The following is a 26900-nucleotide window of genomic DNA, read 5'->3' as shown; positions in this document are numbered from 1 at the left end:
CCAGTTGGCGATCTCGTTGCAGGGGTACCGTCGTGCGCCCCGCAGGGTAGCGGTGCTGTCGCTACACACCTCCCCGCTGGAGCAGCCCGGAACCGGTGACGCCGGGGGGATGAACGTCTACATCACCCAGACCGCGGTGGAGATGGCCCGCCGGGGCGTCCACGTGGAGGTGTTCACCCGGGCGACCTCTTCGGACCAGCCGCCGATCGCCGAGCTGGCGCCGGGCGTGCTGGTGCGGCACATCCCGGCGGGCCCGTTCGAACCGCTCGGCCGGGACGAGCTGCCCGCGCAGCTGTGCGCGTTCACCTCGGGCGTGCTGCGGGCCGAGGCGTTCCACGAGCCCGGCTACTACGACCTGATCCACTCGCACTACTGGCTGTCCGGTCAGGTGGGCTGGCTCGCCCGGGACCGCTGGGGCGTGCCGCTCGTGCACACCGCGCATACCCTGGCCAAGGTGAAGAACGCCGCGCTCGCCGAGGGGGACAAACCCGAGCCGAGGACGCGCGTGATCGGTGAGGAGCAGGTGGTCGCCGAGGCGGACCGGCTCATCGCGAACACCGCGGTCGAGGCCCGGGAGCTGATCGGCATGTACGACGCCGACCCGCGCGCGGTGCGCACGGTCTCACCCGGGGTCGATCTGGACCGGTTCTCCCCGGGATCGCAGGCGGCGGCGCGGGCCGTCCTCGGCCTGCCCGCCGACGCCGTGGTGCTGGCGTTCGCCGGGCGGATCCAGCCGCTGAAGGCGCCGGACGTGCTGCTGCGCGCCGCGGCGCTGCTCCTCGAACGCCAACCGGAGCTGGCCGAGCGGCTGGTGGTGCTGATCGTCGGCGGGCCGTCGGGCACCGGGCTGGAGCAGCCGCAGGCGCTGAAGGAACTCGCGGTGTCGCTCGGCATCGAGCGCCAGACCCGGTTCCTGCCACCGCAGAAGGGGGCCGCGCTGGTCACCGTGTACCGCGCGGCCGATCTGGTCGCGGTGCCCAGTTACAACGAATCGTTCGGGCTGGTCGCCCTGGAGGCGCAGGCGTGCGGGACGCCGGTGGTGGCCGCCGAGGTCGGCGGGCTGCCGGTCGCGGTGGCGCACGGCGTTTCCGGGATGCTGGTGCCCTCGCACGATCCCCGCGACTGGGCCACCGCGCTCGCCGGGGTGGCGTTGCGGCCGCGGCGGCGGGCCGAACTGGCCCGGAACGCGGTGCCGCACGCGCGCCGGTTCTCCTGGCGCCGCACCACCGACGCCCTGCTGGAAGCCTATGCCGAGGCGACCACGACGTTCCGGGACGCCCAGCGACTGGAGGCGGCGGTATGACCCTCGACGCGACCATTCAGTCCACTTTGGACAGCGCGGAACTGAAATACGAGAAGAAGGCGCCCGGTCGCTATTTCGTCACCTTGCCGGGTACCAAGAAACTGCAGACGAACTGCTGGCTGGTCGCCGGTGAGCACGCCTTCGCGGTGGAGGCGTTCGTGTGCCGCCGCCCCGACGAGGCGCATGCAGAGGTGTACCGCTTTCTGTTGCGCCGCAACGCGAAGTTGTACGGCGTGCACTACACCGTGGACGCGATCGGCGATATCTACCTGGTCGGCCGCCTCGGCCTGGACACGATCACCGAGACCGAACTCGACAAGATCCTGGGCCAGGTCCTGGAAGCCGCCGACGGTGATTTCAACACCCTGCTGGAAATCGGTTTCGCCACTTCCATCAAACGCGAATGGAATTGGCGGGTCTCCCGCGGCGAATCGCTGGCGAATCTCCAGGCGTTCAAGCACCTGGCGGAGCCCGCGAACGGTCACCAGCCGGGCGGCCTCGCCGATTCGTAACCGGGTGCAACCGACCTGACCGGGTCTCCCGTCTTCCCGCCACACCTGGAGGGAGACGAGATGATCAGAAGGACCCGAAGCCTGCTGCTGGCCCTCGCCGCGTTCGCGGCGCTCACGGCGTGCGGTTCGGACAAGCAGAGCGGCGAAAGCATGGCCGCCGCGCCCGCCCCGGCCCAGCAGAGCGCGCCCGACGCGAAGGCCGGTTCCGGCAAGGCCCAGCAGCCTTCGGACCCGGCCCCGGTCGGCCGGAAGCTCACCCGCGGCGCCCAGCTCGCCCTGACCACCCCCGAGGTCGGCCGGGCCGTGGACCGCGCCCGCCAGGCCGCCGTCTCCGCCGGTGGCTACACCGGCGCCGAACGCGCCGAGACCAGCACGGCGTCCCTGGATCTCGTGGTTCCCGCCGACAAGCTGGACTCCGTCCTCGCCGAGCTGGCCACCTTCGGCCAGGTCGTCAGCCGGAGCCAGTCGGCCCAGGACGTCACCGAGCAGGTCGTGGACGTCGAGTCGCGGCTGGCGACCGAGCGCAAGAGCGTGGAACGCGTGCGTGCCCTCCTCGACCGCGCCACCACCATCAGCGAGATCACCTCGCTGGAAACCGAACTCACCAAACGCGAATCCGACCTGGAGTCCCTCCAAACCCGCCACACCCAGCTGGCGGGCTCGGTCGCCACCTCGAAGATCACCCTGACCGTCACCACGCCCCCACCCGCACCCCCGGCGAAGGACTCGGGCTTCCTCCCCGGCCTCACCACCGGCTGGCACGCCTTCCTCACCTTCGGCTCTGCCACCCTCACCGCCCTAGGCGCCATCGCCCCCTTCGCCGCCCTCCTGGCCATCCCCGCGACCGCCCTCTACTGGCGCCTACGCCGCAAATCCGCCGCCGCAAAACCCACACAACACCCAGCCACGAGCTAACCCCACCCACCCGGCGACCAGAGACACCCAAAGTCCAAAAACGCGAAAGTCACTCAACGCGCGCTGGTCATCCCTCAACGCGCCCAGCGCCCGTCAGGCCGAGGAGCTCGCACCGTGGGGGTTTGGGGGGCTCGGCCCCCCAAAATACGTTGAGGGAGCCACCGGGAAAGGGAGGCCGAAGGCCCCCTGAACAGGGTTGCCCAGCCCCTCAACGGGACGGCTCGAGGGAGGGGGAGTCGCGAACTCGAGCCGCCCCGCTGACGCTCCCGCCGCTTGGTGGACCCGGTGACGAGGGGGATGCCAACGGGGCCTGGCGGGGCCGCAGCTCGGCAGGGGGGAGACGAGCTGCGGTCGTAGCCCGGACCCGGCTGGGGAGTGCGTGGAATCCAGCCGAGCGGGTCGTAAGCAAACTTGTCAGAAGCCGACCTGTAATCACAAGACTACTCGTTACTCCGTTCGAGTGAACTTGAGAGACTTCGTTAACGGAGTGCATCGTCCAGAAGTCGCGGGCAGGTGGTTACTTGCCGGTCGCGGGATACCCGATTTGCTATTGGCACACTGTGGGTAGAACGTCGTTCAAGCAGCTCAGCGGGGTTGTGGCCGGGGCGGCGAGTGGGCAGGCCCACTGCTTCGGCGGACCGGCATTCTGGCAGGCTTGGCGCATGGCCGAACTAGGGACGCTGGTGCTGCTGCGGCACGGGCAGAGCACGTGGAACGCGGAAAACCTGTTCACCGGCTGGGTGGACGTGCCCCTGTCCGAGCAGGGTGAAGCCGAGGCTCGCCGGGGCGGCGAACTGCTCGCCGACGTCCGCCTGCTGCCGGATGTCGTGCACACCTCGCTGCTGCGCCGGGCGATCGCGACCGCCAACCTGGCGCTGGACGTGGCCGACCGGCACTGGATCCCGGTGCGGCGCGACTGGCGGCTGAACGAGCGGCACTACGGCGCGTTGCAGGGCAAGAACAAGAAGCAGGTGCGGGACGAGTTCGGCGAGGAGCAGTTCATGCTCTGGCGCCGGTCGTACGACGTGCCGCCGCCGGAGATCGAGCGGGGCAGCGAGTTCAGCCAGGACACCGACCCGCGCTACGCGCCGCTCGGCGACTCCGCGCCGCTGACCGAATGCCTCAAGGACGTGGTGGCCCGGCTGATGCCGTACTGGGAGTCGGCGATCGTGCCGGACCTGCGGGCCGGGAAGACCGTCCTGGTGGCCGCGCACGGCAACTCGCTGCGGGCGCTGGTCAAGCACCTGGACGGCATCTCCGACGAGGACATCGCCGGGCTGAACATCCCGACCGGCATCCCGCTGCGGTACGACTTCACCGGCGACCTCGAACCGGTCACCCGCGGCGGCACCTACCTCGACCCGGCCGCCGCCGAAGTCGCCGCCGCCGCGGTCGCCAACCAGGGCCGCTGAGTGTCATGAGGGGACCCCTCCGGACGAAATCTGTCTGGAGGGGTCCCCTCATGACATCGGGCAAGGCAACCCGTCACCGTCAGCCCAACGGAGGGGTGGCCCGACTCGATCAGATGAGCGGGAAACGCCTGGCAGTCGACCCAGAGCAACCAGAGCGTGAACGGGGCCTGAAGCGGCGGCGAATAAATGCCCCGAAGGTGTCACGGCTGTCACGACTGGGCTGCGAAGACTAGGCCAACAGGCGGCCGGGAAGCTTACGATTCCCCCGTGACCGTGCCTGCTTCACTCGCGCTGGCCGCCGGGACCCTGGTGATCGGCGCGGTCGTCGGTTTCCTCCTCGCGCAGGCCCGGCGTCGCCAGGCGCAGCGGCGCCCCACCGGCCCGACCGTGGCCGAGCTGCTGCAACGCCTGGTCAGCTCGTCCAACAACGGCGTCCTCGTGCTCAACCGGTTCGGCGACATGGTGCTGCACAACCCGCGGGCCGAGGCGCTCGGCCTGGTGCGCGCCAACCAGGCCGACTCGCGGGCCCGCAAGGCCGCCGAGCAGGTCGTGGAGACCGACGATCCGCTGGAGATCGACGTGTCCCCGCTGGAGGCCCGCGGCCGCCAGCCCGAGGCCGTGCTCGCCGAGGTCCGGCCGCTGGGCGACGGGTTCACCGTGGTGGAGGCCGTCGACCACTCCGAGGCCGTCCGCCTGGAGGCCACCCGGCGCGACTTCGTGGCCAACGTCAGCCACGAGCTCAAGACCCCGGTCGGCGCGATCGCGCTGCTCACCGAGGCTGTGCTGGACGCCGCCGAGGACGTCGACGAGGTCCGCCGGTTCGGCAGCAAGATCCTGCACGAGTCCACCCGGCTGGGCACCCTGGTCACCGAGCTGATCGCGCTGTCCCGGCTGCAGGGCGCCGAACGGCTCCCCGATCTCAACGTCGTCGAGGTGGACGCGGTGGTCCGGGAGGCGCTCGGCCGGACCAAGCTGTCCGCGGAGTCCGCCGAGATCAACGTGACCACCGACGCGCCGAGCGGCCTGCTCGTCGACGGCGACCGCACGCTGCTGGTGACCGCGCTGTCGAACCTGCTGGAGAACGCGGTCGCGTACTCCCCGGCGGGCAGCCCGGTGTCGATCAGCCGGCGGCTGGTGGACGACGGCGTGGAGATCGCGGTGACCGACCGCGGGATCGGCATCGCCGAAGAGGACCAGCAGCGCGTCTTCGAGCGCTTCTACCGCGCGGACAAGGCGCGTTCGCGCGCCACCGGGGGCACCGGGCTGGGGCTGGCCATCGTCAAGCACGTGGCCGCGAACCACGGTGGCGAGGTGCGGCTGTGGAGCAGCCCGGGCACCGGATCCACCTTCACCCTGCGCATCCCCGCGCACCAGGGCCCGATCAACACCGAAGCCGCCAAGCCGAACGCGCCCGCGCGGGCGGACAAGAACCCCGAGCGGATATCCCGACTCGTGGCGACAGCGCAGGAAAGCGCCGATCATGGAGGAATAACGTGACCAGGGTGCTCATCGTCGAAGACGAGGAGTCGTTCGCCGACCCGCTCGCCTTCTTGCTGCGCAAGGAGGGCTTCACCGCCGCGGTGGCCGCGACCGGCCAGCAGGCGTTGGAGGAGTTCGACCGCAACGGCGCGGACATCGTGCTGCTGGACCTCATGCTCCCCGGGATGAGCGGGACCGACGTCTGCAAGCAGCTCCGGCAGCGCTCGGCCGTGCCGGTGATCATGGTGACCGCGCGGGACAGCGAGATCGACAAGGTCGTGGGCCTGGAACTGGGCGCCGACGACTACGTGACCAAGCCCTACTCGGCGCGGGAACTGATCGCCCGGGTGCGCGCGGTGCTGCGCCGGGGCGGCGAGCCCGGCACCGACGGCGAGCTCGCGCCGCTGGTGCTGGCCGCCGGCCCGGTCCGGATGGACGTCGAACGGCACGTGGTGACCGTGGACGGCGGCGAGGTGTCGCTGCCGCTCAAGGAGTTCGACCTGCTGGAGTACCTGCTGCGCAACGTGGGCCGGGTGCTCACCCGCGGCCAGCTCATCGACCGGGTGTGGGGCGCGGACTACGTCGGGGACACCAAGACCCTGGACGTCCACGTGAAGCGGTTGCGCTCGAAGATCGAACCGGATCCGGGCTCGCCGCGGCACCTGGTGACCGTGCGGGGCCTCGGCTACAAGTTCGAGACGTGAGCCCGGTGGCCGGGGGCATCGCGCACGGCCAGGTACCGTAGGCCATTGTGCGCCTTGGGGTACTCGACGTTGGTTCCAACACCGTCCACCTGCTCGTGGTGGACGCGCACCGTGGTGCACACCCGCTGCCGATGCATTCGGAGAAGACCGTGCTGCGGCTCGCCGAGCAGATCACCGAGGCCGGTGACCTGAGCAAGGCCGGGGCCGAGGAACTGGTCAACGCGGTGGAATCCGCGAAGGCCTCCGCGGCCCGGCTCGGCTGCGAGGAGGTCATGGCCTTCGCCACCTCGGCGGTCCGCGAGGCCGAGAACTCGGGCAAGGTGCTGCGCAAGGTCGCCGAGCAGACCGGCGTCGAACTGCAGGTGCTCTCCGGCCGCGACGAGGCCCGGCTCACCTTCCTCGCCGTTCGCCGGTGGTACGGCTGGTCGGCGGGCAAACTGCTGGTCCTGGACATCGGCGGCGGTTCGCTCGAGGTCGCGATGGGGATGGACGAGGAACCCGCGCTCGCCGAGTCGCTGCCGCTCGGCGCCGGGCGCATCACCCGCACCCGGTTCGCCAGCGACCCGCCGACCCGTTCGGAACTGGTCGCCACCACCGCCTGGCTGGAGGAGCAGCTCGGCGGGCTGGCGAAGAAGGTCGCGAAGCTGGGGCAGCCCGATCGGGTGGTCGCCACGTCGAAGACCTTCCGCTCGCTGGCCCGGCTGACCGGCGCGGCGCCGTCGAACGCGGGCCCCCGGGTGCGCCGGACGCTGACCGACACCGCGCTGCGGCAGCTCATCGCGTTCATCTCGCGGATGACTTCGGCCGACCTCGCCCAGCTGGAAGGCGTCAGCTCCAGCCGCGCGCACCAGCTCGCCGCGGGGACGCTGGTGGCCCAGGCCACGATGCGAGCGTTGTCACTCGAAGAACTGGAGATTTGTCCGTGGGCGCTGCGAGAGGGTGTCATCCTGCGGCGACTGGACCATTCGAACGGTAACGACCACACTGCGTCGGGAAAACGGAACAGTTCGTCGCGGAATCGGACCGGTGACAGCAGGGCACTGGACGAAGCTGACGGACAACGGGCACGGTGGAAGGGATGACTCGAGAAAGCGGAGGAGGCGAGCAGCCACAGAAGACCGTGGCTGAACTACTCGCTCAACACGGCGCGAGCGTGGACGGCGGTCGCCGTCGTCATCGGCGTGCCGCCGATGACGACGAGGCGCCGGCCCCCGGAGGCGCCCGGCGCGCACCGGACATGGGCGACACCGCTCCGCAGGCGATCATCGACCGGGTCACCGCCGAGGGCGGCGCCCCGCCACCGGCCGGCCCGCGCAACGGCGGCGCCCGCCGCCTGCCGCCGCAGCAGCAGGACTCCGCGCCGCTGCCCCGCCCGCAGCCGCGCGACTCCGGGCCGATCCGGCGTCCCAAACCGCAGGATTCCCAGCCACTGCGGAGACCGCCGCAGGATTCCGCGGCGATGCCGCGCCCGCCGCAGGACTCGGGCGCCCATCCCAGACCGCAGGACTCGGCCGCGCTGCCGAGACCGCAGGATTCCCAGCAGCTGCGCAGACCGCCGCAGGAGTCCGGGGCGCATCCGAGGCCCCAGGATTCCGCGGCGATGCCCCGGCCGCCGCAGGACTCCGGCGCCCACCCGCGCCCGCAGGATTCGGGTGCGCTGAAACGCCCGCAGGATTCCGCCGCGCTGAAGCGGCCCCCGCAGAACTCGGCCGCGCTGCCGCTGCCGGACGCACCGGGCGATCAGGGCCGCCCGCCGCGCGGCCGCCTTCGCCGCCAGCCGCCGCCACCGCCCGCGGTGAGCGTCGAGGAAACCCGGGAAGCGCTCCCGCCCGCGACCGCCCGCCCGGCGCCGGAACCGCCCGCGCCGCCACCCGGCGCGCTGGCGGCCCGCCTGGAAGGGCTCGACGCCGCCGAACCGGACGCCCCCGCCGAGCAGCCGGGCCCGATGGCGAGCGGCGCCTTCCCGGCGCCACCCGCCCCGCCCGGCCGTCCGCGCCGGCGGCCCCGCGCGGTGCCCCCGCAGCCCAAGGCCGAACCACACACCGAGCAGTTCCCCGCGGTCGACGAGGCCCCGGAACCGGCCGCCCCCGAGGTGACCGCGTTCGCCCCCGCGACCCCGGACGAACCGCCGGCCGGGCTGGCGAACTGGCGGCAGCGGCGGCGCAAGCAGCAACTGGAGGACACCGAGGTCGGCGTGATGCCGGCGGTGCCCGAACCGCTGGACGAGGAACCGCCCCCGGGCCCCGGCGGGCACCCGTCCGGTCATTTCGCCGCGCCACCGCCGTACGCCCCGGCCCGGCCCCAGATCGACGAGGACGAGCTCGAGTCCACCGGGTTCCACGATCCGTTCGCGGACGACGAGGACGAGGACCAGGCCGAGGATCTCGACGTCGCCGACGAGTTCGACTACGACGACGAACCGGCCGCGGAACTCGACGAGCTCGACGACGACGAGGAGGAGTCGGAACCGTCCCCGGGCAAGCAGTGGCTGGCCATGGCCGGCCAGCTCGCCGGGGGCGTGGTCGGCGGCGCGGCCGTCTGGCTCGGCTTCAACTGGCTGTGGGGCAAGCTCCCCGCCGCCGCGTTGATCGGCGCGCTGGTGGTGATCGTCGGCCTGGTCTGGATCGTGCGGAAGATCCGCCGCGCGGACGACATCCAGACCACCGTGCTCGCGGTCCTGGTCGGCCTGGTGGTCACCGTGTCGCCCGCCGCGCTCCTGCTGCTGTCCCGATAGGACAATGGCTGGGTGAGCGCTCGTGTCCCGGTCGGCCTGTCCACCGCCTCGGTGTGGCCGCTGCGCGCCGGTTCCGGGTTCGAGCTGGCCGCCGAACTCGGCTACGACGGCGTCGAGGTGATGGTCTGGGCCGATCCGGTCAGCCAGAGCGTGCCCCGGCTGCGCGAATGGTCCCGGCGCACCGGGATGCCGGTGCTCTCCGTGCATTCGCCGTCGTTGCTGATCACGCAGCGGGTCTGGTCGCCGGATCCGTTCGTCCGGCTGAGGCGGACCGTCGACGCGGCGACCGAACTGGGCGCGGACACCGTGGTGGTGCATCCGCCGTTCCGCTGGCAGCGCCGCTACGGCGACGGGTTCGCCGACCTGATCACCGAGCTCGAAGAGGCCAGCGGCATCCGGGTCGCGGTGGAGAACATGTTCAAGGTCCGGCCACCCGGGGGCTCGAAGAATTCGCGGGTTTCCGCGTTCCGGCCCTCGATCGATCCGACCGATGTCGGCTACCGGCACTACACGCTGGACCTCTCGCACACCGCCGCGGCGCGGATGGACGCGCTCGCGCTGGCCGAGCGCATGGGCGAGGGCCTGGTCCACGTGCACCTCGCCGACGGCGACGGCATCCCGAAGGATCAGCACCTGGTGCCCGGGCGCGGCGGCCAGCCCTGCGCCGAACTGCTGGAAGGCTTGAGCGCGAACGGGTTCGGCGGGCAGATCGTGCTCGAGGTCAACACCCGGTACGCGCGGAGCCCGGCGCAGCGGGCGGCCGATCTCGCCGAAGCGTTGCTGTTCGCCCGGTTGCACTTGGGTCAGTGAGTCCCGACCAAGATCGTTTTTGCGCCCTTCCTGGGCCGGGCGGCTGCTTTTCCGAATTGTGAACACGTAAAGTTTCCGCCGTGAACCCCCTCCGCTCGTTGATCCTGGCCGCCGCGGGAAGCGACACCATCCGCCGCGCGGTGGCCACCGCCCCCGGGACCCGGGGTGTGGTCGAGCGTTTCGTCGCCGGTGAGACGAGCGCGGACGCCGTCGCCGCGGTCCGGCGGCTGGCCGAGGACGGGCGGTACGCCACCCTCGACTACCTCGGCGAGCACACCGCGGACCGCGCCCAGGCCGAGCGCACGGTCCAGGCCTACCTCGCGCTGCTCGACCAGTTGCACGCCGAAGGGCTCTCCGCGCGCGCCGAGGTCAGCGTGAAGCTGTCGGCCGTCGGGCAGGCGCTGGACGAGAAGCTCGCCGCGGACAACGCGGTGCGCGTCTGCGCCGCCGCCGAGCAGTGCGGCACCACGGTCACCCTGGACATGGAGGACCACACCACCACCGATTCGACGCTGCGGATCCTCGGCGAGCTGCGGCGCACCTGGCCGTCGACCGGCGCCGTGCTGCAGTCCTACCTGCGCCGCACCGAGGCCGACGCGGCCGCGCTCGCCGGGCCGGGTTCGCGGGTCCGGCTCTGCAAGGGCGCCTACGCCGCACCGCACGAGGTCGCCTTCGCCGACGTGCACCAGGTGGACCTGGCCTACCTCCGCGCCGCGAACATCCTGCTCGCCGGGGACGGCTACCCGATGTTCGCCACCCACGACCCCCGGCTGCTGGAGATCCTCGGTGAGCGCGTCCGCTGGTACGGCCGCGAACCGGGCGGCTACGAGTACCAGATGCTCTACGGCGTCCGGCCGGACGAGCAGCGCAGACTGGCCGCCGACGGGGAAACCGTCCGGGTGTACGTGCCCTACGGCGAGCAGTGGTACGGATACCTGATGCGGAGACTGGCCGAGCGGCCCGCGAACACGGCCTTCTTCCTGCGAGCACTGGCCAGCCGTTCGTGAGCGCGCCGACCGATCCCGCGCCGTTCGGCGCGGCCTGCGCCGTGCGGTCGCTCGGCGACGGCACGCTGACCGCCGATCTGCGGCCCGAATGGGCGATCGGCAACCATCCGCACGGCGGCTTCCTGCTCGCGCTGCTGGCCAAGGCCGCGCTGGTGATGCTCGCCGAACGCGGTGAGCCCTCGGCCGATCCGCTCGTGGTGAGCGCCGAGTTCCTCCGCCCGCCCGCGGTCGGCCCGGTGCTGCTGCGCACGAACCTGCGCAAGGTGGGCCGCCGCGCCACGGTCGTCGAGGTGTGCCTGGAACAGCGCGGCCGCAGTTGCGTCGAGGCGCGCGTGACGGCCGGGCGGCTGCCGATGCGCCGCCCCGACTGGTCCGATCTGCCGCCGATGCCCGCCGAACCGCCCGCCGGGGCGATCCCGGTGTCCGGCGACACCGCCGAGGGCTCGTTCAACCTGGCGAAGGGCTGCGACGTGCGGCTCGATCCGGCGACCGCGGGCTACCTCGCGGGCCGCACCGGGGACGCGCCGAAGATCCGGCTGTGGGTGCGGCCCAAGCACGCCCACCCCGATCCGTACTTCGCGCTGCTGGCCAGTGACGTGAACCCGCCCGTGGTGTTCAACCTGGGCCGGTTCGGCTGGTCGCCGACCGTGCAGCTGACCGCGCTGCTGCGCACCCGTCCGGCGCCGGGCTGGCTGCGGGTGCAGGTGGAGAGCCGGTCGGTGCAGGAGTCCTGGTTCGACTCGGACGCCGTGGTGATCGACGCGGCGGGGCGGCTGGTGTGCCAGGCCCGCCAGCTCGCCCTGGCCCCCGCGCCGTAACCCCGCTCGGCCGTTTGGCAAGGTGAACGGCATGAGCACTGTGGCCTTACTCGGCGCCGGGAAGATCGGGGAAGCGCTGCTGTCCGGCCTGCTGCACGGCGGCCGGAACGCGGACGAACTGCTGTTCACCGAGCGGCACCCGGAGCGGGCGGCGGAGCTGGCCGAGCGGTACGGCATCGCGGGGGTCGAGGTCGCCGAGGCGGCCAAACGCGCCGACGTGCTGGTCGTCGCGGTCAAACCGCAGGACATCGAGCCGGTGCTCGACGAGCTCGCGCCGCTGGTCGGGCCGGGTTCGCTGGTCGTGTCGCTGTGCGCGGGCCTGCCGACCGCGCTGTACGAGCGCCGCCTGCCCGAGGGCACGCCGGTGGTGCGGGTCATGCCGAACACCCCGATGCTCGTCAACGAGGCGATGAGCGCGATCTCGCCCGGCCGGTACGCCACCGAAGCGCATCTCGCGCTGGTCGAGGAGCTGCTGAGCACCGTCGGCTCGGTGGTGCGGGTGCCCGAATCGCAGCAGGACGCGGTGACCGCGCTGTCCGGTTCCGGGCCCGCGTACTTCTTCTACCTGGTCGAAGCCATGATCGACGCGGGGATCCTGCTCGGGCTGCCGCGGGCGGTGGCGGAGAAGCTGATCATCCAGTCGGCGGTCGGCGCGGCGAAGATGCTCGCCGAATCCGACGAGCACCCGGTCATCCTGCGCGAGGCGGTCACCTCCCCGGCGGGGACCACCATCAACGCGATCCGCGAGCTGGAGAAGCACGGCGTCCGCGCGGCCCTGCTCGCCGCGATCGAAGCCGCCCGCGACCGCTCGGTCGAACTCGGCAAGGCCCACGACGAGGCCTGACCCGAAAGCGCGCTTCAGCTCACGGCCACCCGAAAGTGCGCGCACTTTCCGTGTGTGGCGAGTGGCGCTGGGTGGTCACTCCCGGTACTTTCTTGACTCGGTGCCCTGCGCGATCGTCGCTGGTAAGGGCCAATCTTCGCGGCTGGCGTCGCATCAGTCCCACCAGTCCCGCTACCCTCTCCAGAGCACGTGCGTGTCGGTACCGCCGGTGGGGAAGCCGAGCGGCGCGACACGTGTCGAAGGACACGGTGAACTATGCCGCCGAACAAGAAGGACGACGTGCCCGCGGTCGGGCAGGTCCAGTTTCTGACGGTCGCCGAGGTGGCCACGCTGATGCGTGTCTCCAAGATGACCGTCTACCGCCTGGTCCATTCGGGTGAGCTGCCGGCCGTACGGGTCGGCAAATCGTTCAGGGTCCCGGAAAAGGCCGTGCACGACTACCTCGAGGGCGCCTATTTCGACGTCGGTTAGGGGCCCGCGACCGGCAGGGCAGCGGTCACCGGTAACCTGGTAGACCGCTCGTGCCTGATGCGCTCCATCCGTTGGACGCTGCGCCGGGCAGCGTGATCGACGACCGATGTAAGGAGCACCCGTGGGCTCGGTGATCAAAAAGCGCCGCAAGCGCATGTCCAAGAAGAAGCACCGCAAGCTGTTGCGCCGCACCCGGATGCAGCGCCGCAAGCAGGGCAAGTGACACCGAGCCGGTTCACGACCGTGCGGTGACCGAAAGCGTTCGCGGCCCGTCCAGGACACCTGGGCGGGCCGCCGCCATTCGGGTGAGTCGCTATGAGCTGCGTGACTCTTTATGAGAAGTGCGTGACCAGGGTTAATAGCATGTAAGACACCGCTCGCGGGGCCTACTTGCGCGGTAACATCCAGGGTGCGTCAACGCGATCCTTACAGCTAGCAACGAGTTCGCGCACCGAGCCCACTTTCCCACGCTGCAGGGGGTCGAATGCCGTCCAACATCGTGCTCGTCACCGGGGTCGGCGGTGAGCTCGGTGGCAAACTGCTGGCCCGGCTCGGGAACAACCCGCGCTTCGAGCGGGTCATCGGCGTGGACACCACGCCGCCGCAGAAATCCGTGCTCCGGCGCCTGGGCCGCGCCGAGTTCGTCCGCGCGGACATCCGCAACCCGCTGATCGCCAAGGTGATCAGCACCGCCAAGGTGGACACCGTGGTGCACGCCTCGTGCACCGCGCATCCGGCGGGCCCGGGGCGGCGGACGGCGATCAAGGAAGTCAACGTCATCGGCACCATGCGGCTGCTCGCCGCGTGCCAGCGTTCCCCGCTCGTGCGCAAGCTGGTGGTCAAATCGACCGCCGCGGTCTACGGCGCGGGCGCGCGTTCGCAGGCGGTGTTCACCGAGGACTCCGAACTCATCCCGGCCTCGTCCAGCGGCTACGCCAAGGACGCGGTCGAGATGGAGGGGTACGTCCGCGGGCTGTCCCGGCGGCGGCCGGACATCACGGTCACCATGGCCCGGTTCTCCAACCTCATCGGTCCCGAGGTCGACACCGTGCTCGCCCGGTACTTCGCGCTGCCGGTGGTGCCCACCGTCCTCGGCTACGACGCGCGCATCCAGCTCCTGCACTCGGCGGACGCCCTGGCCGTGCTGGAACAGGCGACGCTGGAAGACAAACCGGGCGTGTTCAACGTCGGCTCGGACGGGGTACTCACCCTGTCTCAGGCGATCCGCCGCGCCGGACGGGTGGAGCTGCCGGTGCCGAGCGGCGTGGTGCCGTCGGTTTCCAAGGTGCTGCGCGGCGCGCGGGTGGTCGATTTCTCGGCCGATCAGGTGCGCCTGCTCAACTTCGGCCGGGTCGTGGACACCACCCGGCTCAAGCGGGACTTCGGCTACACGCCGAGGTGGACCACGCGGGAAGCGTTCGACGACTACGTGCAGGGCCGGGGACTGCGCCCGGTGGTCGACGGCAGGAGTCTGGCCGGACTGGCCGGGAAGATGGTGGTCGCGGCGGCGACGGGGCAGGCCGCGCGCAATCAATGAGTCGACACCTGGGGGAGGAAGGCAAGGCGGACATCGTGACGACCAGCACGTCGGCGCAGGTCATCCCCCTGCACGGACCGGGGCGGGAGAAACCCCAGCGTGATCCAGTGAACGTGCCCGAACAAGACGTGACCGAGGCCGAACGCACGGCCGATGCCCCGGTAATCGGTTTCCCCGGCACCGCGGAGCGGGTTCAGCCCGCGGACGCGGAGGAGACGCTGGCTTCCCTGCCCCCGGGAGTCCGCACCGCGCTGAACTTCCTGCGCAACCGGCTGACCGGCGACTACACCGTCGACGAATTCGGCTTCGACGCCGAGCTCACCGAAACCCTGCTGCTGCCCCCGCTGCGCGTGCTGTACGAGAAGTGGTTCCGGGTGACCGCGCACGGCGTGCACAACCTGCCGGAATCCGGCGGCGCGCTGCTGGTGTGCAACCACTCCGGCACGTTGCCGCTGGACGCGCTGATGACCGCGGTCGCCGTGCACGACGAGCACCCGGCGCACCGGTACCTGCGGGGGCTGGGCGCGGACCTGGTCTTCCAGCTGCCGCTGGTGGGCGCGCTCGCCCGGAAGTCGGGGCAGACGCTGGCCTGCAATCCGGACGCCGAACGCCTGCTGCGCACCGGCGAACTCGTCGGCGTGTGGCCGGAGGGGTTCAAGGGCATCGGCAAACCGTTCGCGTCGCGGTACAAGCTGCAACGCTTCGGCCGGGGCGGGTTCGTGGCCGCCGCACTGCGCGCGCAGGCGCCGATCATCCCGGTGTCCATCGTGGGCGCGGAGGAGATCTACCCGAAGATCGGCGACCTCAAGCCGCTGGCGCGGCTGCTCGGGTTGCCGTACTTCCCGGTGACGCCGTTCTTCCCGCTGCTCGGCCCGCTCGGCGCGATCCCGCTGCCGACCAAGTGGCACATCGAGTTCGGCGAGCCGATCCGCACCGACGAGTTCTCGGCCGAGGACAAGGACGACCCGATGCTGGTCTTCAACCTCACCGACCAGGTCCGGGAATCCATCCAGCACACCCTCTACCAGCGCCTCACCCAGCGCCGCGGCATCTTCAAGGGCTGACGGCAACCCGGCGACGAGATGCCGGTTTCAGCGGCGGCGGTAGGCGATGCCCGCGGCGACCGCGCCCGCTACGGCCCCGGCGCCCAGCACCGACGGGACGCCGATCTTGGCGGCCTTCCGGCCGGTGCGGAAGTCGCGGATTTCCCAGCCCCGCGCCCGCGCGACCTCGCGCAGCCCGGCGTCCGGGTTGATCGCGACCGCGGTGCCGACCGTGGACAGCATCGGCACGTCGTTCTGCGAGTCGGAGTACGCCGTGCACCGGCGCAGGTTCAGCCCTTCGCGGGCGGCCAGCGCGCGGACAGCGTGCGCCTTCGCGCGGCCGTGCAGCATGTCCCCGACCAGCCGCCCGGTGTACACCCCGTCCTCGCTCTCCAGCACGGTGCCCAGCGCGCCGGTGAGGCCCAGCCGCCGCGAGATGATCGCGGCCAGTTCGACCGGCGTCGCGGTGACCAGCCAGACCCGCTGCCCCGCGTCCAGGTGCATCTGGGCGAGCGCCCGGGTGCCGGCCCAGATCTTGTCCGACATCAGCTCGTCGTAGATCTGCTCGCCGACCTCGTTCATCTCCTTGACCGTGCGACCGGCCACAAAGGACAGTCCCTGCTCGCGGCTGGACTTGATGCTGTCCTTGCTCTCCCGGCCGCCGACCCGGAACTTCACCTGCTGCCAGGCGAAACCGGCCAGATCCGCGGTGGTGAAGTACTTGCGCGCGGCCAGCCCGCGGGCGAAGTGGAAGATCGACGCGCCCATCATCATGGTGTTGTCCACGTCGAAGAACGCGGCCGCGGTGAGATCCGGCGGCGCGGGCGGGGAAACCGGTGCGTCGGCGTCCTCGGTGAGCACCCCGGCAGTGGTGGTCTCCATGGCTACGGCAGCGTCGGCCGAGGCTTCGCCGGCCAGCGCGGCGAGCCGTTCCAGCTCGGGACCCTTACTTCTGCCACTCCACCGGACCACGCACACCGCCTCCGCCGATCTCGTGCTCACCCCGCGGTCGGAGCGAACGAGGTGCCATGAGCACAGCGTAGCGAGAGCGCCCGGCGCCTGTCCTAACCGATACCTACTCCCGGCACACCCGTCATCAGGGGCGGAACCGAAATAAGCGGGGGCGGCGGGGGCGGCATGGTCGGCAGCCGGGGCCCGGTGGTCGCGGCGATCGGCGGGGCCACCGTGGTCGGCGCCGCGGAACTCGTGGTCGGCGCGGAGGTCGGGGTCGGCCGAGCGCTCTCGCTCGGTTCCCCGCTGGTCGTGGCGGGCGGGGCCCAGGTCACCTGCTGCGCCGGAAGTTCGGGCCGGTCCGGCTCCCGGGTCGGGGTCGGGATCGGCGCCGGTTCCTCGGCGCCGGGTTGCAGGTCGTGCCGCGGATCGACCGGTGGCTCGCAGACGCCCTGCGCGGGCAGCGGGCCGAGGTCGTCGGATTCACCCGAGGTGATCCGGTAGCAGTTGAGCCGGTTCGTCAGTGCCACCACCCGGTCCGCCACCCGGCCGAGCAGCACCGCCGACTCCCGGTAGTCACCGTCCGCCGCGGCGGGAATGGCGGCCCGGGCACCGGCGAGTGCGCTCGCCTGCCGCTGCGCCCAGGTCCGCAAGTCGCCGAGCTGCTGCCCGCCGCTGCCGACCGAGAGCGCGGTCAACCGGGCGACGCCGGCGCGGGCGTCGCGGTCGAAGTCGTCGAGGGCGAGCGTGTAGGCCCCGTGGTCGCCGCCGGAACCGAGTTCGGCGAGCTCGTCCAGCCTGCCGTGGGCGTATTCGAGTTGCTTGAGCGCCTTGGCCTGGTCGTCGAAGGTCAGGCCGAGCGCGGCCGACTCCCCGGCCCGTTTGAGCCCGTACAGGGCGTCCCCGGGCAGCGCGTCCTTGGACAGCAGCAGGCTCAGCCCGCCGAGCGCGACCAGGAGCGTGAACGCCCCGGCCCAGACCGCGGCGACCGCGGGGCGGCGGCGCTTGCCCTCCGGCGCGGCGAGCCGGTCGGTGATCCGGGCGCGGATCCGCAGGCGTTCGGCCGTGTCCGGGCCGGTGTCCCGGGCGATCTCCCGCAACGCGGAGACCACCGACAGCTGGCGGGCGAGTTCCTCGTCGTCGAGCGGGAACCCCTCGTCCTCGACGGCCCGGGCGAACCGTTCACGTTCCGCGCGCTCGCGCGGTGACCACCCGGGCATCTTCACGGTCTCGCTCCCACTCCACGGCTGTCCACAGCGTCCACAGCCTGTCGTGGAGGAGCAACGAGTGGCCGCGCCGCGCGGTTACGGCTTCGAGGCCCAGGAGACCGAATGGGGTTGACCGGACGCGGCGGGCTGGTCCGGTCAGCGCAGTCCGCCCGGGAGCAGTTGCGCCAACCTGCGCACCGCGCGGTGCTGCAGGGCTTTGATCGCGCCCTCGTTGCGCTTCATGATGCGCGCGGTCTCGGCCACCGAAAGGCCCTGCAGGAAGCGCAGCACGATGCACTCGCGCTGGTCCTCGCCGAGGTCCGCGACGCAGCGCAGCAGCTCCGCCCGGGTGGCGCGGCTCATCACCTGCTGCTCGGGGCCCGCCGGGGATTGGGCGCCGCCGCCCGCGAACGGGGGCACGCCGGATTCGGTGATTTCGTCCGTGACAATCTCCAAGCGGAAGCGGCTCGACTTCACGTGGTCGAGCACCAGGTTCCGGGCGATCGTGATGAACCAGGCGCCGACGTCGCGGCCCTGGTAGCTGACCGTGGTGATCCGGCGCAGCGCGCGCAGGAAGGTCTCGCTCGTGACGTCCTCGGCCAGTTCCCGGTCGCCGAGCCGGAACAGGACATAGCGGAACACCACGTCGACGTAGCGGTCGTAGAGCGCGCCGAAGGCGGCCGTGTCCCCGCCCTGGGCGGCGCGGACCAGTTCCCAGGCCTCTGCCTTCGCGGCTTCGGCCGCGGCATCGGGCTCGGTTTCGGCGACCCGCTGCCGGGGCCGGTCGGCGGTCCTCGCGTCCGGGCGACGGACGCCCGGCCCGGCGAGCGCGGGCAGGCCACCGGCGGTGGCGACGTGCAGGCTCATCGTGTCGTACCTCCAGAGCCCCGGGGGTCCCCAGTGCCGACGTGCAGGTGGGCATCCCGGACCTCGAAAACCGCCTCGTGAGCAGTCAGCCAGTTCCTCACAGCGACACCCTTTCCCGTCCCCTCGTGATCAACACCACGCAGGGACGCTGAGCAGCATACGTGTTGCTACCGCGAAGTAGGTAGTGGTCTTCTGGTTGCGGATTTACGACGACTCCCGGTTCTCCCCATGACGGGGGATGGAGATGACAAACTGAGAACGCTTCGAAAAGCTCGGGAGCGCACACCGGGTGTGACGATGTGGACGCAGAGAGGGGTCGGGGTTGACCGCCGAGAGCAACGTCGCAAATGCCGTGGGTGACGAGGTCGCCGGGGAAAGCATCGCTGACCTGCTCTCCGCCGCCGCGGGCCGCCGGCCGGACTCGGTCGCGGTGATCGACACCGAATCCGGGGCGCGGTTCACCTGGGCCGAACTCGACGCCGCGGCCGACGGCCAGGCGCGCCGGTTGGTGGCCGAGGGCGTGGCGCCGGGCGACCGGGTGGTGCTGCGGCTGCCGACCTCGGCGGATTTCGTGATTACCCTTTTCGCGGTAGTGCGGGCGGGCGCGATCGCGGTGCCGCTGTCCCCGCAGGGGCCCCCGGCCGAACTGCGGTCCCTGCTCGAGCACAGCGGCGCGCGGCTGATCGTCGGCGCGGGCTCTGACGACTTGCCGGAGAGCGTCCGAGTGCTGGCACCCGGTCGGGAACCGGGCGCGAAGTTCGCGCCGAGCGGCGGCGGCGAGGACATCGCCGTGCTGTCCTACACCTCGGGCACCACCGGCCGCCCGCGCGGCGTGATGCTGTCCCACCGCGCCCTGCTGGCCAACCTCAACCAGCTCCGCGCGGTCACCCCGGCCGTGCTGGAACGCACCGACCGGGTGCTGATCGCCATTCCGCTGTTCCACGTGTACGGGCTCGGGCCGGGCCTGCTGCTGGCGACCGCGGTCGGCGCGACCGTGGTGCTCGCCCCGCGGTTCGACGCCCGCTCCGCGCTGGCCGCCTGCGCGGAGCACCGGATCACCGCGATCACCGGCGTGCCCGCGATGTACGTCGAATTCGCCGCGCTGCCCGCCGACGAACTCGGCGAGGGGCTGTCCACCGTGCGCATGCTGACCTCGGGCGCGGCCCCGCTGCACCCGAAGGTGCTGGCGGCGATCCGGCAGGCGACCGGGCTCGGCGTGTACGAGGGCTACGGGCTGACCGAGACGGCCCCGGTGCTGACCTCGACCGTGGTCACCGGGTACCCGAAACCGGGTTCGGTCGGCCGCCCGCTGCCCGGGGTGGAACTGCGGCTGGTCGAACCGGACGGCGACAGCGAACCCGTGCCGCTCGACCCGGACGATCCGGACGACGCGTTCGACGAGGGGACCGGTGGCACCGGGCTGGTCTCGGTGCGCGGCGCGAACCTGTTCTCCGGCTACTGGCCGGACGGGGCGCACGGCCCGGACGCCGAGGGCTGGTTCCGGACCGGGGACGTGGGCTACCTGGACGTGGACGGCGATCTGCACCTGGTCGACCGGGCGAACGACCTGATCATCGTGAACGGGTTCAACGTCTACCCGCACGAGGTGGAGGGGGTCATCGGCGAGCTGCCCGAGGTGGCCGAATCCGCCGTGGTGGGCGTGCTCGACGAGCGCAGCGGCGAGGCGGTGAAGGCGGTCGTGGTGCCGGTGACCGGGGCGGCGCTGTCCGAGCAGCAGATCGTGGAGCACTGCGCGACCCGGCTGGCCGGGTACAAGGTGCCGCGGACCGTCGAGTTCGCCGACGAGCTCCCGCATTCGGCGACCGGCAAACTCCGCCGCGTCCGCCTGCGAGGATAGGTTCCATGTCGCACCAGATAACCGTGATGACCCGGCGGGGCTGCGGATCCTGCGAGCAGGCCGAGCGGGTGATCGAGCGGCTCGCCGCGGAACTCGGCGTGGAATGGTCGGCGGCAGACGTGGACAGCGATCCGGAATGGCGGGCCGAATACGGCGACCGGGTGCCGGTGATCCTGCTCGACGGCGACGAGCACTCGTACTGGACGGTCGACGAGGACCGCCTCCGCCGCGACCTCTTAAGGGACTCGTAAGGCTCTCGCGCAAGCCGGACGGGCGGATGGCTCCGAAGATGGAGACGTGAGCACCGAACTGGACACCCGCCCGCGGCTGGCCGCCCGGCCCGCCGCACTGATCGGCGTGCTGGCGCTGCTGGCCGCGCTCGCCGCGGGGCACCTGGTCGCCGGGTTCGTCGGGCCGAACGCCTCGCCGTACCTCGCGGTCGGCAACAGCGCGATCGATGTCACCCCGTCCTGGCTGAAGGACTTCGCGGTGAGCACCTTCGGCACCCACGACAAGGTCGTGCTGCTGCTCGGCATGGCCGTGGTGCTGCTGGGGCTGGCGGTGCTCGCCGGGCTGCTGTCCCGCCGGAGCCACCTGCCCGGGCTGGTGCTGGTCGCGGTGTTCGGCGCGGTCGGCGTGCTGGCCGCGTACGACCGGCCCGACCTCGGCCAGATCGCGATCGTCGCGCCGCTGGCCAGCCTGCTCGTCGGCGTGGGGGTGTTCACCTGGCTGCACCGCCTCGCGTGGTCGCAGACCGTGAGTACGCCGGACCGGCGCAGGTTTCTGAAGACCGCGGTGGGGGTCGCGGCCGGGGCGGGGGTGGCCGGGCTGGCCGGTCAGCTGATCGGCTCGCGCAAGGACGCCGAGGGCTCCCGGGCCGCGGTGGGCAGGCTCGTTCCCGCGCGGCCCGCGCCCGCGATCCCGGCCGACGCCGATTTCGCCAAACTCGGCACGCCGCCGTTCCTCACCTCGAACCGCGACTTCTACCGCATCGACACCGCGCTCGTGGTGCCCCAGGTGCGCGCGGAGGACTGGCGCCTGCGCATCCACGGCATGGTCGAACGCGAGGTCACCTTCGGCTACGCCGATATCCGCGACCGGCCGCTGGTCGAACGCAGCATCACGCTGACCTGCGTGTCGAACGAGGTCGGCGGCCCGTACATCTCGACCGCGAACTTCCTCGGCGTGGAACTGCGCGACCTGCTCGACGAGGCCGGGGTGAAACCCGGCGCCGAACAGCTCTTCTCCACCAGCGCGGACGGCTGGACCTGCGGCACTCCGGTCGACGCCGTGCTGGATCCCCGCCGGGGCGCGCTGCTGGCCATCGGCATGAACGGCGAACCGCTGCCGGTGGAACACGGTTTTCCCGCGCGGATGGTCGTTCCCGGGCTCTACGGTTACGTTTCCGCGACCAAATGGGTCACCGATCTGGAAGTCACCACGTGGAAAGCCCGCCGCGCCTACTGGCTCGACCGCGGCTGGGGCGAACGCGGCCCGATCAAGACCCAGTCCCGGATCGACGCGCCGAAGGGCTTCGCGAACGTGCCCGCGGGCAAACTGATCGTGGCCGGAATCGCCTGGGCCCAGCACACCGGCATCGAAAAGGTCGAAGTACGGCTGGACAACGGGCCGTGGCAACCGGCCACACTGTCCACTGTGGTCAATGACGACACGTGGCGGATGTGGCAGGCCGAACTCCAGGTCTCCCCGGGCGGCCACCAGGTTTCCGCGCGGGCCACCGACAAGTCCGGCTACCCGCAGACCGGGGAACGGGTCGGCACGGTCCCGGACGGCGCCACCGGCTGGCACACCATCCGCTTCGACGCGAAGTAACCGGTCAGGTCAGGCAATCACGACAGCGGTTGTCGGCCCAGAGTTCGGTGTTCCCCGCGGTGGCCCGCACCGGATGCTCCGGGCCGATTTGTTCCCAGAGGCCGGGTGCCGGGCCGGTGATCCATCCCCAGCCAGCGTCCTCATGGCTGGTCTCGGGGTGGTGGTTGCAGCGATCCGGTAAGTGCGCGAGCTTGTGCGGAGAGATCAGGATTCGCTCTACGGCAAGGGTTCGTGTGCGTGCGCGGTCATGCCCGGGGCATCCCAACCCGATCAGCATGTCGCAGATTTCGCATCTTTCACCGTCCACGTCGGCATTATGTCGTGGGCAGGCAATCCGGTGGGGTCGTTGCGCCGAATTCCCGGTGGGAAAAGGAAAACCACCGCGAATGGAGTGATCGTCCGTGAACATCCGACGCATTCTCGGAATCGGCGCCGTGGCGGCGGCCGCCGTTTCGCTGGCCGCCTGCGGCGGTGCCGACAACGCGAGCTCGCCGAGTTCCGCGCCGTCGCCGAGCCAGTCCGCGCCGATGCCGGCGCCCGCGGGAGGCGGTGGGGTGACCACCGCCAAGGACGTGTTCGGGCCCGCCTGCTCGCAGGTGCCGACCTCGGGGGAAGGGTCGGTCGCCGGGATGGTCGACGATCCGGTCGCCACCGCCGCGAGCAACAACCCGCTGCTCACCAAGCTGGTCACCGCGGTCAAGGCGGTGCCGGGGCTGGCCGACACCCTGAACGGCCAGCAGGCCATCACCGTGTTCGCCCCCGCCGACCCCGCCTTCGACGAGCTCGGCGACGCGAAGTTCAAGGAACTGGCCGCGGCCCCGGACAAGCTGGCCCCGATCCTGAAGTACCACGTCGCGCCCCAGCGCTACGACGCCAAGGGCCTGGAAGCGGCCGGGACCGTCCCGAACCTGGACAGCGCCGCGGGCGGGGACCTGAAGATCGAAGGCACCGGCGACAAGCTCACCGTGAACGGCGCCCCGGTGCTGTGCGGCAACATCCCGACCAGGAACGCGACCGTGTTCGTGATCGGCAAGGTGCTCATGCCCGGCGCCAACAAGCAGTGACGTCCGACACTCGAAGGAATTAACCAGCAGCCGTCCCCGGCCCCGCTCGCACGCGGGGGCGGGGACCTGGCTTTGTGTGCCTGGTCATGCCCCCTACCAGTCACTTTGTGCCTGCGTTCACAAATGGCTACCGTAAAGCGGTACCCCCGGCGAGGCGCCCGGCATCGAACCCGACTTCGCGCCTCGGGTCAAGGGTTACTTCAGGTGAAGTGTCAGCGGTACCGACGAGGAGAGCCAGCGTGGTTGCAGAGCGCGACCGGCACCGGCGGACAGCCGGGCACGGCAATGAGCGCAGTGCAGCCCCGCCGGCGAGTGAGGCGAAGACAGAGCGGGGCCGGCGCAACGGGGCCCAAGCCGCGCACAAGCGCACTCGCTCCGCCGGCAAACCGATTCTGACCCCGGACGCGGACAACGCGCCGACCGCCGAGATGCCCGCCGTCGACGTGAACGGCGCCGAGCCCGAAGCCGTTCGCGCGCGGTCCATCCCCGAGGCCGCGGTCGCCCGGCTCGCCGTCTACCTGCGCGTGCTGTCCGCGCTCGCCGAGCAGGGCGCGACCACCGTGTCCAGCGAAGAGCTCTCCGCGGCGGCCGGGGTCAACTCGGCGAAGCTGCGCAAGGACCTGTCCTACCTCGGCTCCTACGGCACCCGGGGCGTCGGCTACGACGTCGCGGTGCTGGTCGGCCAGATCGAACGGACGCTCGGCCTGACTCGCAAGCACAAGGTCGCCGTGGTCGGCATCGGTAACCTCGGCCACGCGCTGGCCAACTACGGCGGCTTCCCGGGGCGCGGGTTCCCGGTCGAGGCGCTGTTCGACACCGACCCCGATCTGATCGGCGTGCCGGTCGGCGGGCTGCCGGTCTCGCACATCGACGACATCCCCGCGGTCTGCGCCGAACGCGAGATCTCCATCGGCGTCATCGCGACCCCGCCGACCGCGGCCCAGTCGGTGTGCGACCGGCTGGTCGCGGGCGGTGTGCAGTGCATCCTGAACTTCGCGCCGGTCGTGCTCCAGGTGCCCGACCACGTCGAGGTGCGCAAGGTCGACCTGGCGGTGGAGTTGCAGATCCTCTCCTTCCACGTGGCCCGTCGTGCGGACGGCAATCCGAAGGAGAACGGCTCGCGGCCCGGCGCCGGTAAACTCGGCCTGGGCAATGGACTGGGGGTGCGGTAATGAGCATTCTGGCGATCGGGCTGTCTCATCGCACGGCGGAACTGACCACGCTCGAGCGGGCCGCGATTCCCGCCGGTGAACTCGGCAAGGTCCTGCACGAGCTGCAGCAGACCCGGCACATCAGCGAAGTGATGGCGCTGTCGACGTGCAACCGCATCGAGGTCTACGCGGTCGTGGAGACCTTCCACGGCGGCCTCGCCGACGTCACCGAGGTGCTGGCGCGGCAGGCCGGGCTGGAACCGGCCGCGCTCTACGACAACCTCTACGTGCACTACGCGGGCGCCGCGGTCGAGCACGTGTTCTCGGTCGCCGCCGGGCTCGACTCGATGGTCGTCGGCGAGAGCCAGATCCTCGGCCAGGTCCGGTCCGCGTACGCGGTCGCGCGCGAGGCCGGGACCGTCGGCCGCACGCTGCACGAACTGGTCCAGACGACGCTGCGCGTCGGCAAGCGCGTGCACACCGAGACCGGCCTCGGCGCGCTCGGCGCGTCCGTGGTGTCCGAGGCGCTCGCCGAGGCGGACGACCTGACCGGCAAGCACGCCGTGGTCGTGGGCGCCGGATCGATGGGCGCGCTGAGCGCTTCCCAGCTGCGCAAGGCGGACATCGGCCGGATCACAGTGGTCAACCGGACCCTGGCCAACGCCGAGCGGCTCGCCGCGTCGATCGCCGAACAGGGCGTGCCCGCCCGGGCCGCCGCGATGGCCGAGCTCGCGGAGCCGATCGCGGACGCCGACGTGGTGATCTGCTGCACCGGCGCCCAGGACGTCGTGCTGCACAGCGGGCACCTGCGCCCGCGCGCCGGTCGGCCGCTGGTCATCTGCGACCTCGGGCTGCCGCGGGACGTCGACCCCGGCGTCACCGAACTCGCCGACGTCCGGGTGGTCGACCTGGAGACCGTGCGGCACCGGATGGACGCGGCCGCGGCCCAGCCGCACACCGCGCTGGCCAAGGAGATCGTCTCCGCCGAGGTGCGCGACTACCTCGCCGGGCAGCGCAGCGCGGAGGTCACGCCGACCGTGACGGCCCTGCGCAAACGGGCCGCCGAGGTCGTCGACGCCGAGCTGCTGCGGCTGGACAACCGGCTGCCCGAGCTGGACGACTCCGTGCGCGAGGAACTCGGCCGCACCGTGCGCCGGGTGGTGGACAAGCTGCTGCACGCGCCGACCGTGCGGGTCAAGCAGCTCGCCGCCGAAACCGCGGACACCGACTACGCCGGTGCGCTGCGCGAGCTGTTCGGGCTCGACCCGCAGGCTCCCGCCGCGGTGGCCAGCCCGTCGGCCGCCGGTTCGAAACACGATCAACTCGATGTCCGCAATGGACAGTCCAAAGCAGACGGTGAAGGCAAGTGACACGGACCATCAGGATCGGGACCAGGGGTAGCAAGCTGGCCCTCGCGCAGACCGGCACCATCGCCGACGCGCTGAAGCGAGTGGGCCAGCAGGTGGAGATCGTCGAGGTCTCCACCCCCGGCGACCGGTCCGGCGCGCCGATCGCCCAGATCGGCGTCGGCGTGTTCACCTCCGCGCTGCGCGAGGCCCTGGCCGAGAAGCAGATCGACGTCGCGGTGCACTCCTACAAGGACCTGCCCACCGCGCCCGAGCCCGGCCTCGTGCTGGCCGCCGTACCGCCGCGCGCCGATCCGCGCGACGCCCTGATCGCGCGGGACGGGCTCACCCTCGGCGAACTGCCGCCCGGTTCCCGCATCGGCACCGGTTCGCCCCGGCGCATCGCCCAGTTGCGCGCGCTCGGGCTGGGGTTCGAGGTGGTGCCGATCCGCGGCAACATCGACACCCGGATGCGCAAGGTCGCCGACGGCGAGCTGGACGCGGTCGTGCTGGCCCGGGCCGGGCTGGAGCGGATCGGCCGCGCCGGGGAGATCACCGAGTCGCTGGATCCGATCCAGATGCTGCCCGCGCCCGCACAGGGCGCGCTGGCGGTGGAATGCCGCGTCGACGACGTGGACATCGAACACCTACTTCAGTCCACTGTGGACGATGAAGTGACCCGGGTCGCGGTGACCGCGGAGCGCGCCCTGCTGGCCGCGCTCGAAGCCGGTTGCAGCGCGCCCGTCGGCGCCCTCGCCGAGGTGGTGGAGGACCTGGACAGCGACGGCGCGATCTCCGAACGGATCTCGCTGCGCGGGACCGCCGCCGCCGGATTCGACGCCGAAACCGAGGACACTCCCGTGATGCTGCGGGCCTCGGCCGTGGCCGACAAGAACGAACCAGAGCAGCTCGGCCGGGCCCTGGCCGCCGAACTGCTCGACCTCGGCGCCGGTGCGCTGTCCGGCCCCGGGCGCAATCCGCGTTGACGTAGCCGCGCCGAAGCTTCAGCAGCGGTGAAGTAGGGCCGAACAGC

At 71.5% G+C, this 26900-nt stretch carries 27 protein-coding genes; 23 read left to right on the top strand and 4 right to left on the bottom strand.

From position 1 onward, the window contains the following. Nucleotides 1-4: 4 nt before the first annotated feature. The 16 genes from mshA (at nucleotide 5) to FXO23_RS18560 (ending at nucleotide 15610) form a co-directional block, all read left to right on the top strand. The gene (mshA, locus tag FXO23_RS18635) at nucleotides 5-1303 is read left to right on the top strand and encodes a D-inositol-3-phosphate glycosyltransferase (protein WP_179956808.1); all 1299 of its coding nucleotides are present in this window, start codon (nucleotides 5-7) and stop codon (nucleotides 1301-1303) included. Next, the gene (locus FXO23_RS18630) at nucleotides 1300-1815 is read left to right on the top strand and encodes a type III secretion system chaperone family protein (protein ID WP_158886565.1); all 516 of its coding nucleotides are present in this window, start codon (nucleotides 1300-1302) and stop codon (nucleotides 1813-1815) included. Before mshA ends, FXO23_RS18630 begins: the two co-directional genes overlap by 4 nt. A 60-nt stretch (nucleotides 1816-1875) precedes the next feature. Next, on the top strand, nucleotides 1876-2730 hold the full coding sequence (locus tag FXO23_RS18625; RefSeq protein ID WP_158886563.1) for a DUF4349 domain-containing protein: 855 nt from the start codon (nucleotides 1876-1878) through the stop codon (nucleotides 2728-2730). 662 nt (nucleotides 2731-3392) lie between these two features. Continuing rightward, nucleotides 3393-4142, top strand: a complete 750-nt coding sequence (locus FXO23_RS18620) for a phosphoglyceromutase (RefSeq protein WP_158886561.1) — start codon at nucleotides 3393-3395, stop codon at nucleotides 4140-4142. A 267-nt stretch (nucleotides 4143-4409) separates the two neighbouring features. Beyond that, the gene (locus FXO23_RS18615) at nucleotides 4410-5639 is read left to right on the top strand and encodes a sensor histidine kinase (RefSeq protein WP_179956807.1); all 1230 of its coding nucleotides are present in this window, start codon (nucleotides 4410-4412) and stop codon (nucleotides 5637-5639) included. After that, nucleotides 5636-6325: a response regulator transcription factor gene (locus FXO23_RS18610; protein WP_158886559.1), complete on the top strand. Its 690-nt coding sequence runs from the start codon at nucleotides 5636-5638 to the stop codon at nucleotides 6323-6325. Before FXO23_RS18615 ends, FXO23_RS18610 begins: the two co-directional genes overlap by 4 nt. 47 nt (nucleotides 6326-6372) lie before the next feature. Beyond that, nucleotides 6373-7407 carry a Ppx/GppA family phosphatase gene (locus FXO23_RS18605; RefSeq protein ID WP_158886557.1) on the top strand — a complete coding sequence of 345 codons (1035 nt, stop codon included), beginning with the start codon at nucleotides 6373-6375 and terminating at the stop codon, nucleotides 7405-7407. Nucleotides 7408-7445: 38 nt separating this feature from the next. Next, nucleotides 7446-9059, top strand: coding sequence for a hypothetical protein (locus FXO23_RS18600; RefSeq protein ID WP_246257515.1), 1614 nt, complete (start codon nucleotides 7446-7448; stop codon nucleotides 9057-9059). A 12-nt stretch (nucleotides 9060-9071) separates the two neighbouring features. Further along, entirely contained in the window at nucleotides 9072-9869 is a 798-nt protein-coding gene (locus FXO23_RS18595; protein WP_158886553.1) for a sugar phosphate isomerase/epimerase family protein, read from the top strand. Nucleotides 9870-9949: 80 nt separating this feature from the next. After that, nucleotides 9950-10876: a proline dehydrogenase family protein gene (locus tag FXO23_RS18590; protein WP_158886551.1), complete on the top strand. Its 927-nt coding sequence runs from the start codon at nucleotides 9950-9952 to the stop codon at nucleotides 10874-10876. Further along, nucleotides 10873-11694: a thioesterase family protein gene (locus FXO23_RS18585; RefSeq protein WP_158886549.1), complete on the top strand. Its 822-nt coding sequence runs from the start codon at nucleotides 10873-10875 to the stop codon at nucleotides 11692-11694. Before FXO23_RS18590 ends, FXO23_RS18585 begins: the two co-directional genes overlap by 4 nt. 31 nt (nucleotides 11695-11725) lie before the next feature. Then, nucleotides 11726-12538 (top strand): pyrroline-5-carboxylate reductase, encoded by an 813-nt coding sequence (gene proC / locus FXO23_RS18580; RefSeq protein ID WP_158886547.1) that lies wholly within the window; start codon nucleotides 11726-11728, stop codon nucleotides 12536-12538. A 255-nt stretch (nucleotides 12539-12793) separates the two neighbouring features. Beyond that, nucleotides 12794-13009 (top strand): helix-turn-helix domain-containing protein, encoded by a 216-nt coding sequence (locus FXO23_RS18575; RefSeq protein ID WP_158886545.1) that lies wholly within the window; start codon nucleotides 12794-12796, stop codon nucleotides 13007-13009. A 121-nt stretch (nucleotides 13010-13130) separates the two neighbouring features. Further along, a complete protein-coding gene (locus tag FXO23_RS18570) occupies nucleotides 13131-13232 on the top strand; it encodes a 30S ribosomal protein bS22 (RefSeq protein ID WP_017986394.1) in 102 nt (33 codons plus the stop codon). Between the two features lie 261 nt (nucleotides 13233-13493). Then, nucleotides 13494-14546 (top strand): NAD-dependent epimerase/dehydratase family protein, encoded by a 1053-nt coding sequence (locus FXO23_RS18565; RefSeq protein WP_158886543.1) that lies wholly within the window; start codon nucleotides 13494-13496, stop codon nucleotides 14544-14546. Next, on the top strand, nucleotides 14543-15610 hold the full coding sequence (locus FXO23_RS18560; RefSeq protein ID WP_158886541.1) for a lysophospholipid acyltransferase family protein: 1068 nt from the start codon (nucleotides 14543-14545) through the stop codon (nucleotides 15608-15610). The genes FXO23_RS18565 and FXO23_RS18560 overlap by 4 nt, the downstream gene beginning before the upstream one ends. Before the next feature lie 27 nt (nucleotides 15611-15637). Here the strand turns inward: FXO23_RS18560 and FXO23_RS18555 are convergent, their stop codons facing one another. From FXO23_RS18555 to FXO23_RS18545, 3 genes are all read right to left on the bottom strand, one after another. After that, nucleotides 15638-16591 carry an HAD family hydrolase gene (locus FXO23_RS18555; protein WP_425484875.1) on the bottom strand — a complete coding sequence of 318 codons (954 nt, stop codon included), beginning with the start codon at nucleotides 16589-16591 and terminating at the stop codon, nucleotides 15638-15640. A 62-nt stretch (nucleotides 16592-16653) separates the two neighbouring features. After that, a complete protein-coding gene (locus FXO23_RS18550; protein WP_246257561.1) occupies nucleotides 16654-17760 on the bottom strand; it encodes a DUF5667 domain-containing protein in 1107 nt (368 codons plus the stop codon). A 144-nt stretch (nucleotides 17761-17904) separates the two neighbouring features. After that, nucleotides 17905-18615, bottom strand: coding sequence for a sigma-70 family RNA polymerase sigma factor (locus FXO23_RS18545; RefSeq protein ID WP_158886538.1), 711 nt, complete (start codon nucleotides 18613-18615; stop codon nucleotides 17905-17907). Between the two features lie 322 nt (nucleotides 18616-18937). Here FXO23_RS18545 and FXO23_RS18540 point away from each other — a divergent pair, with 322 nt between their 5' ends. From FXO23_RS18540 to FXO23_RS18530, 3 genes are read left to right on the top strand one after another with little or no spacing between them, the layout of a single operon-like run. Further along, complete coding sequence (locus tag FXO23_RS18540) at nucleotides 18938-20473, top strand: long-chain-fatty-acid--CoA ligase (RefSeq protein ID WP_158886536.1); 1536 nt, start codon at nucleotides 18938-18940, stop codon at nucleotides 20471-20473. 5 nt (nucleotides 20474-20478) lie between these two features. Then, entirely contained in the window at nucleotides 20479-20724 is a 246-nt protein-coding gene (locus FXO23_RS18535) for a glutaredoxin family protein (RefSeq protein ID WP_158886534.1), read from the top strand. Between the two features lie 46 nt (nucleotides 20725-20770). Beyond that, nucleotides 20771-22306 carry a molybdopterin-dependent oxidoreductase gene (locus FXO23_RS18530; RefSeq protein WP_246257512.1) on the top strand — a complete coding sequence of 512 codons (1536 nt, stop codon included), beginning with the start codon at nucleotides 20771-20773 and terminating at the stop codon, nucleotides 22304-22306. Between the two features lie 4 nt (nucleotides 22307-22310). Here FXO23_RS18530 and FXO23_RS18525 read toward each other — a convergent pair whose 3' ends face one another. Then, nucleotides 22311-22868 (bottom strand): hypothetical protein, encoded by a 558-nt coding sequence (locus FXO23_RS18525; RefSeq protein ID WP_246257566.1) that lies wholly within the window; start codon nucleotides 22866-22868, stop codon nucleotides 22311-22313. Here FXO23_RS18525 and FXO23_RS18520 point away from each other — a divergent pair. The 4 genes from FXO23_RS18520 (at nucleotide 22762) to hemC (ending at nucleotide 26853) form a co-directional block, all read left to right on the top strand. Next, a complete protein-coding gene (locus tag FXO23_RS18520; RefSeq protein WP_246257556.1) occupies nucleotides 22762-23370 on the top strand; it encodes a fasciclin domain-containing protein in 609 nt (202 codons plus the stop codon). The genes FXO23_RS18525 and FXO23_RS18520 overlap by 107 nt on opposite strands. Before the next feature lie 392 nt (nucleotides 23371-23762). After that, nucleotides 23763-24542, top strand: a complete 780-nt coding sequence (locus FXO23_RS18515; RefSeq protein WP_158886782.1) for a redox-sensing transcriptional repressor Rex — start codon at nucleotides 23763-23765, stop codon at nucleotides 24540-24542. Then, nucleotides 24542-25891, top strand: a complete 1350-nt coding sequence (locus FXO23_RS18510) for a glutamyl-tRNA reductase (protein WP_158886528.1) — start codon at nucleotides 24542-24544, stop codon at nucleotides 25889-25891. Before FXO23_RS18515 ends, FXO23_RS18510 begins: the two co-directional genes overlap by 1 nt. After that, nucleotides 25888-26853 carry a hydroxymethylbilane synthase gene (gene hemC, locus FXO23_RS18505; protein WP_179956806.1) on the top strand — a complete coding sequence of 322 codons (966 nt, stop codon included), beginning with the start codon at nucleotides 25888-25890 and terminating at the stop codon, nucleotides 26851-26853. The genes FXO23_RS18510 and hemC overlap by 4 nt, the downstream gene beginning before the upstream one ends. Nucleotides 26854-26900: the final 47 nt, after the last annotated feature.

The sequence above is a fragment of the Amycolatopsis anabasis genome (assembly GCF_009765355.1).
GTDB classification, from domain to species: Bacteria; Actinomycetota; Actinomycetes; order Mycobacteriales; family Pseudonocardiaceae; genus Amycolatopsis; species Amycolatopsis anabasis.
The sequence above is the reverse complement of the archived record's forward strand: the minus strand, read 5'-3'. Positions and strand labels throughout refer to the sequence as shown.

What these genes read in the sequence shown, in the direction of transcription:
- proC (WP_158886547.1), top strand. Translation starts at nt 11,726, where the DNA reads ATGAGCACTGTGGCCTTACTCGGCGCCGGGAAGATCGGGGAAGCGCTG.
- FXO23_RS18535 (WP_158886534.1), top strand. Translation starts at nt 20,479, where the DNA reads ATGTCGCACCAGATAACCGTGATGACCCGGCGGGGCTGCGGATCCTGC.
- FXO23_RS18565 (WP_158886543.1), top strand. Translation starts at nt 13,494, where the DNA reads ATGCCGTCCAACATCGTGCTCGTCACCGGGGTCGGCGGTGAGCTCGGT.
- FXO23_RS18550 (WP_246257561.1), bottom strand. Translation starts at nt 17,760, where the DNA reads ATGCCCGGGTGGTCACCGCGCGAGCGCGCGGAACGTGAACGGTTCGCC.
- FXO23_RS18620 (WP_158886561.1), top strand. Translation starts at nt 3,393, where the DNA reads ATGGCCGAACTAGGGACGCTGGTGCTGCTGCGGCACGGGCAGAGCACG.
- FXO23_RS18630 (WP_158886565.1), top strand. Translation starts at nt 1,300, where the DNA reads ATGACCCTCGACGCGACCATTCAGTCCACTTTGGACAGCGCGGAACTG.
- FXO23_RS18625 (WP_158886563.1), top strand. Translation starts at nt 1,876, where the DNA reads ATGATCAGAAGGACCCGAAGCCTGCTGCTGGCCCTCGCCGCGTTCGCG.
- FXO23_RS18575 (WP_158886545.1), top strand. Translation starts at nt 12,794, where the DNA reads ATGCCGCCGAACAAGAAGGACGACGTGCCCGCGGTCGGGCAGGTCCAG.
- FXO23_RS18560 (WP_158886541.1), top strand. Translation starts at nt 14,543, where the DNA reads ATGAGTCGACACCTGGGGGAGGAAGGCAAGGCGGACATCGTGACGACC.
- FXO23_RS18545 (WP_158886538.1), bottom strand. Translation starts at nt 18,615, where the DNA reads ATGAGCCTGCACGTCGCCACCGCCGGTGGCCTGCCCGCGCTCGCCGGG.
- FXO23_RS18510 (WP_158886528.1), top strand. Translation starts at nt 24,542, where the DNA reads ATGAGCATTCTGGCGATCGGGCTGTCTCATCGCACGGCGGAACTGACC.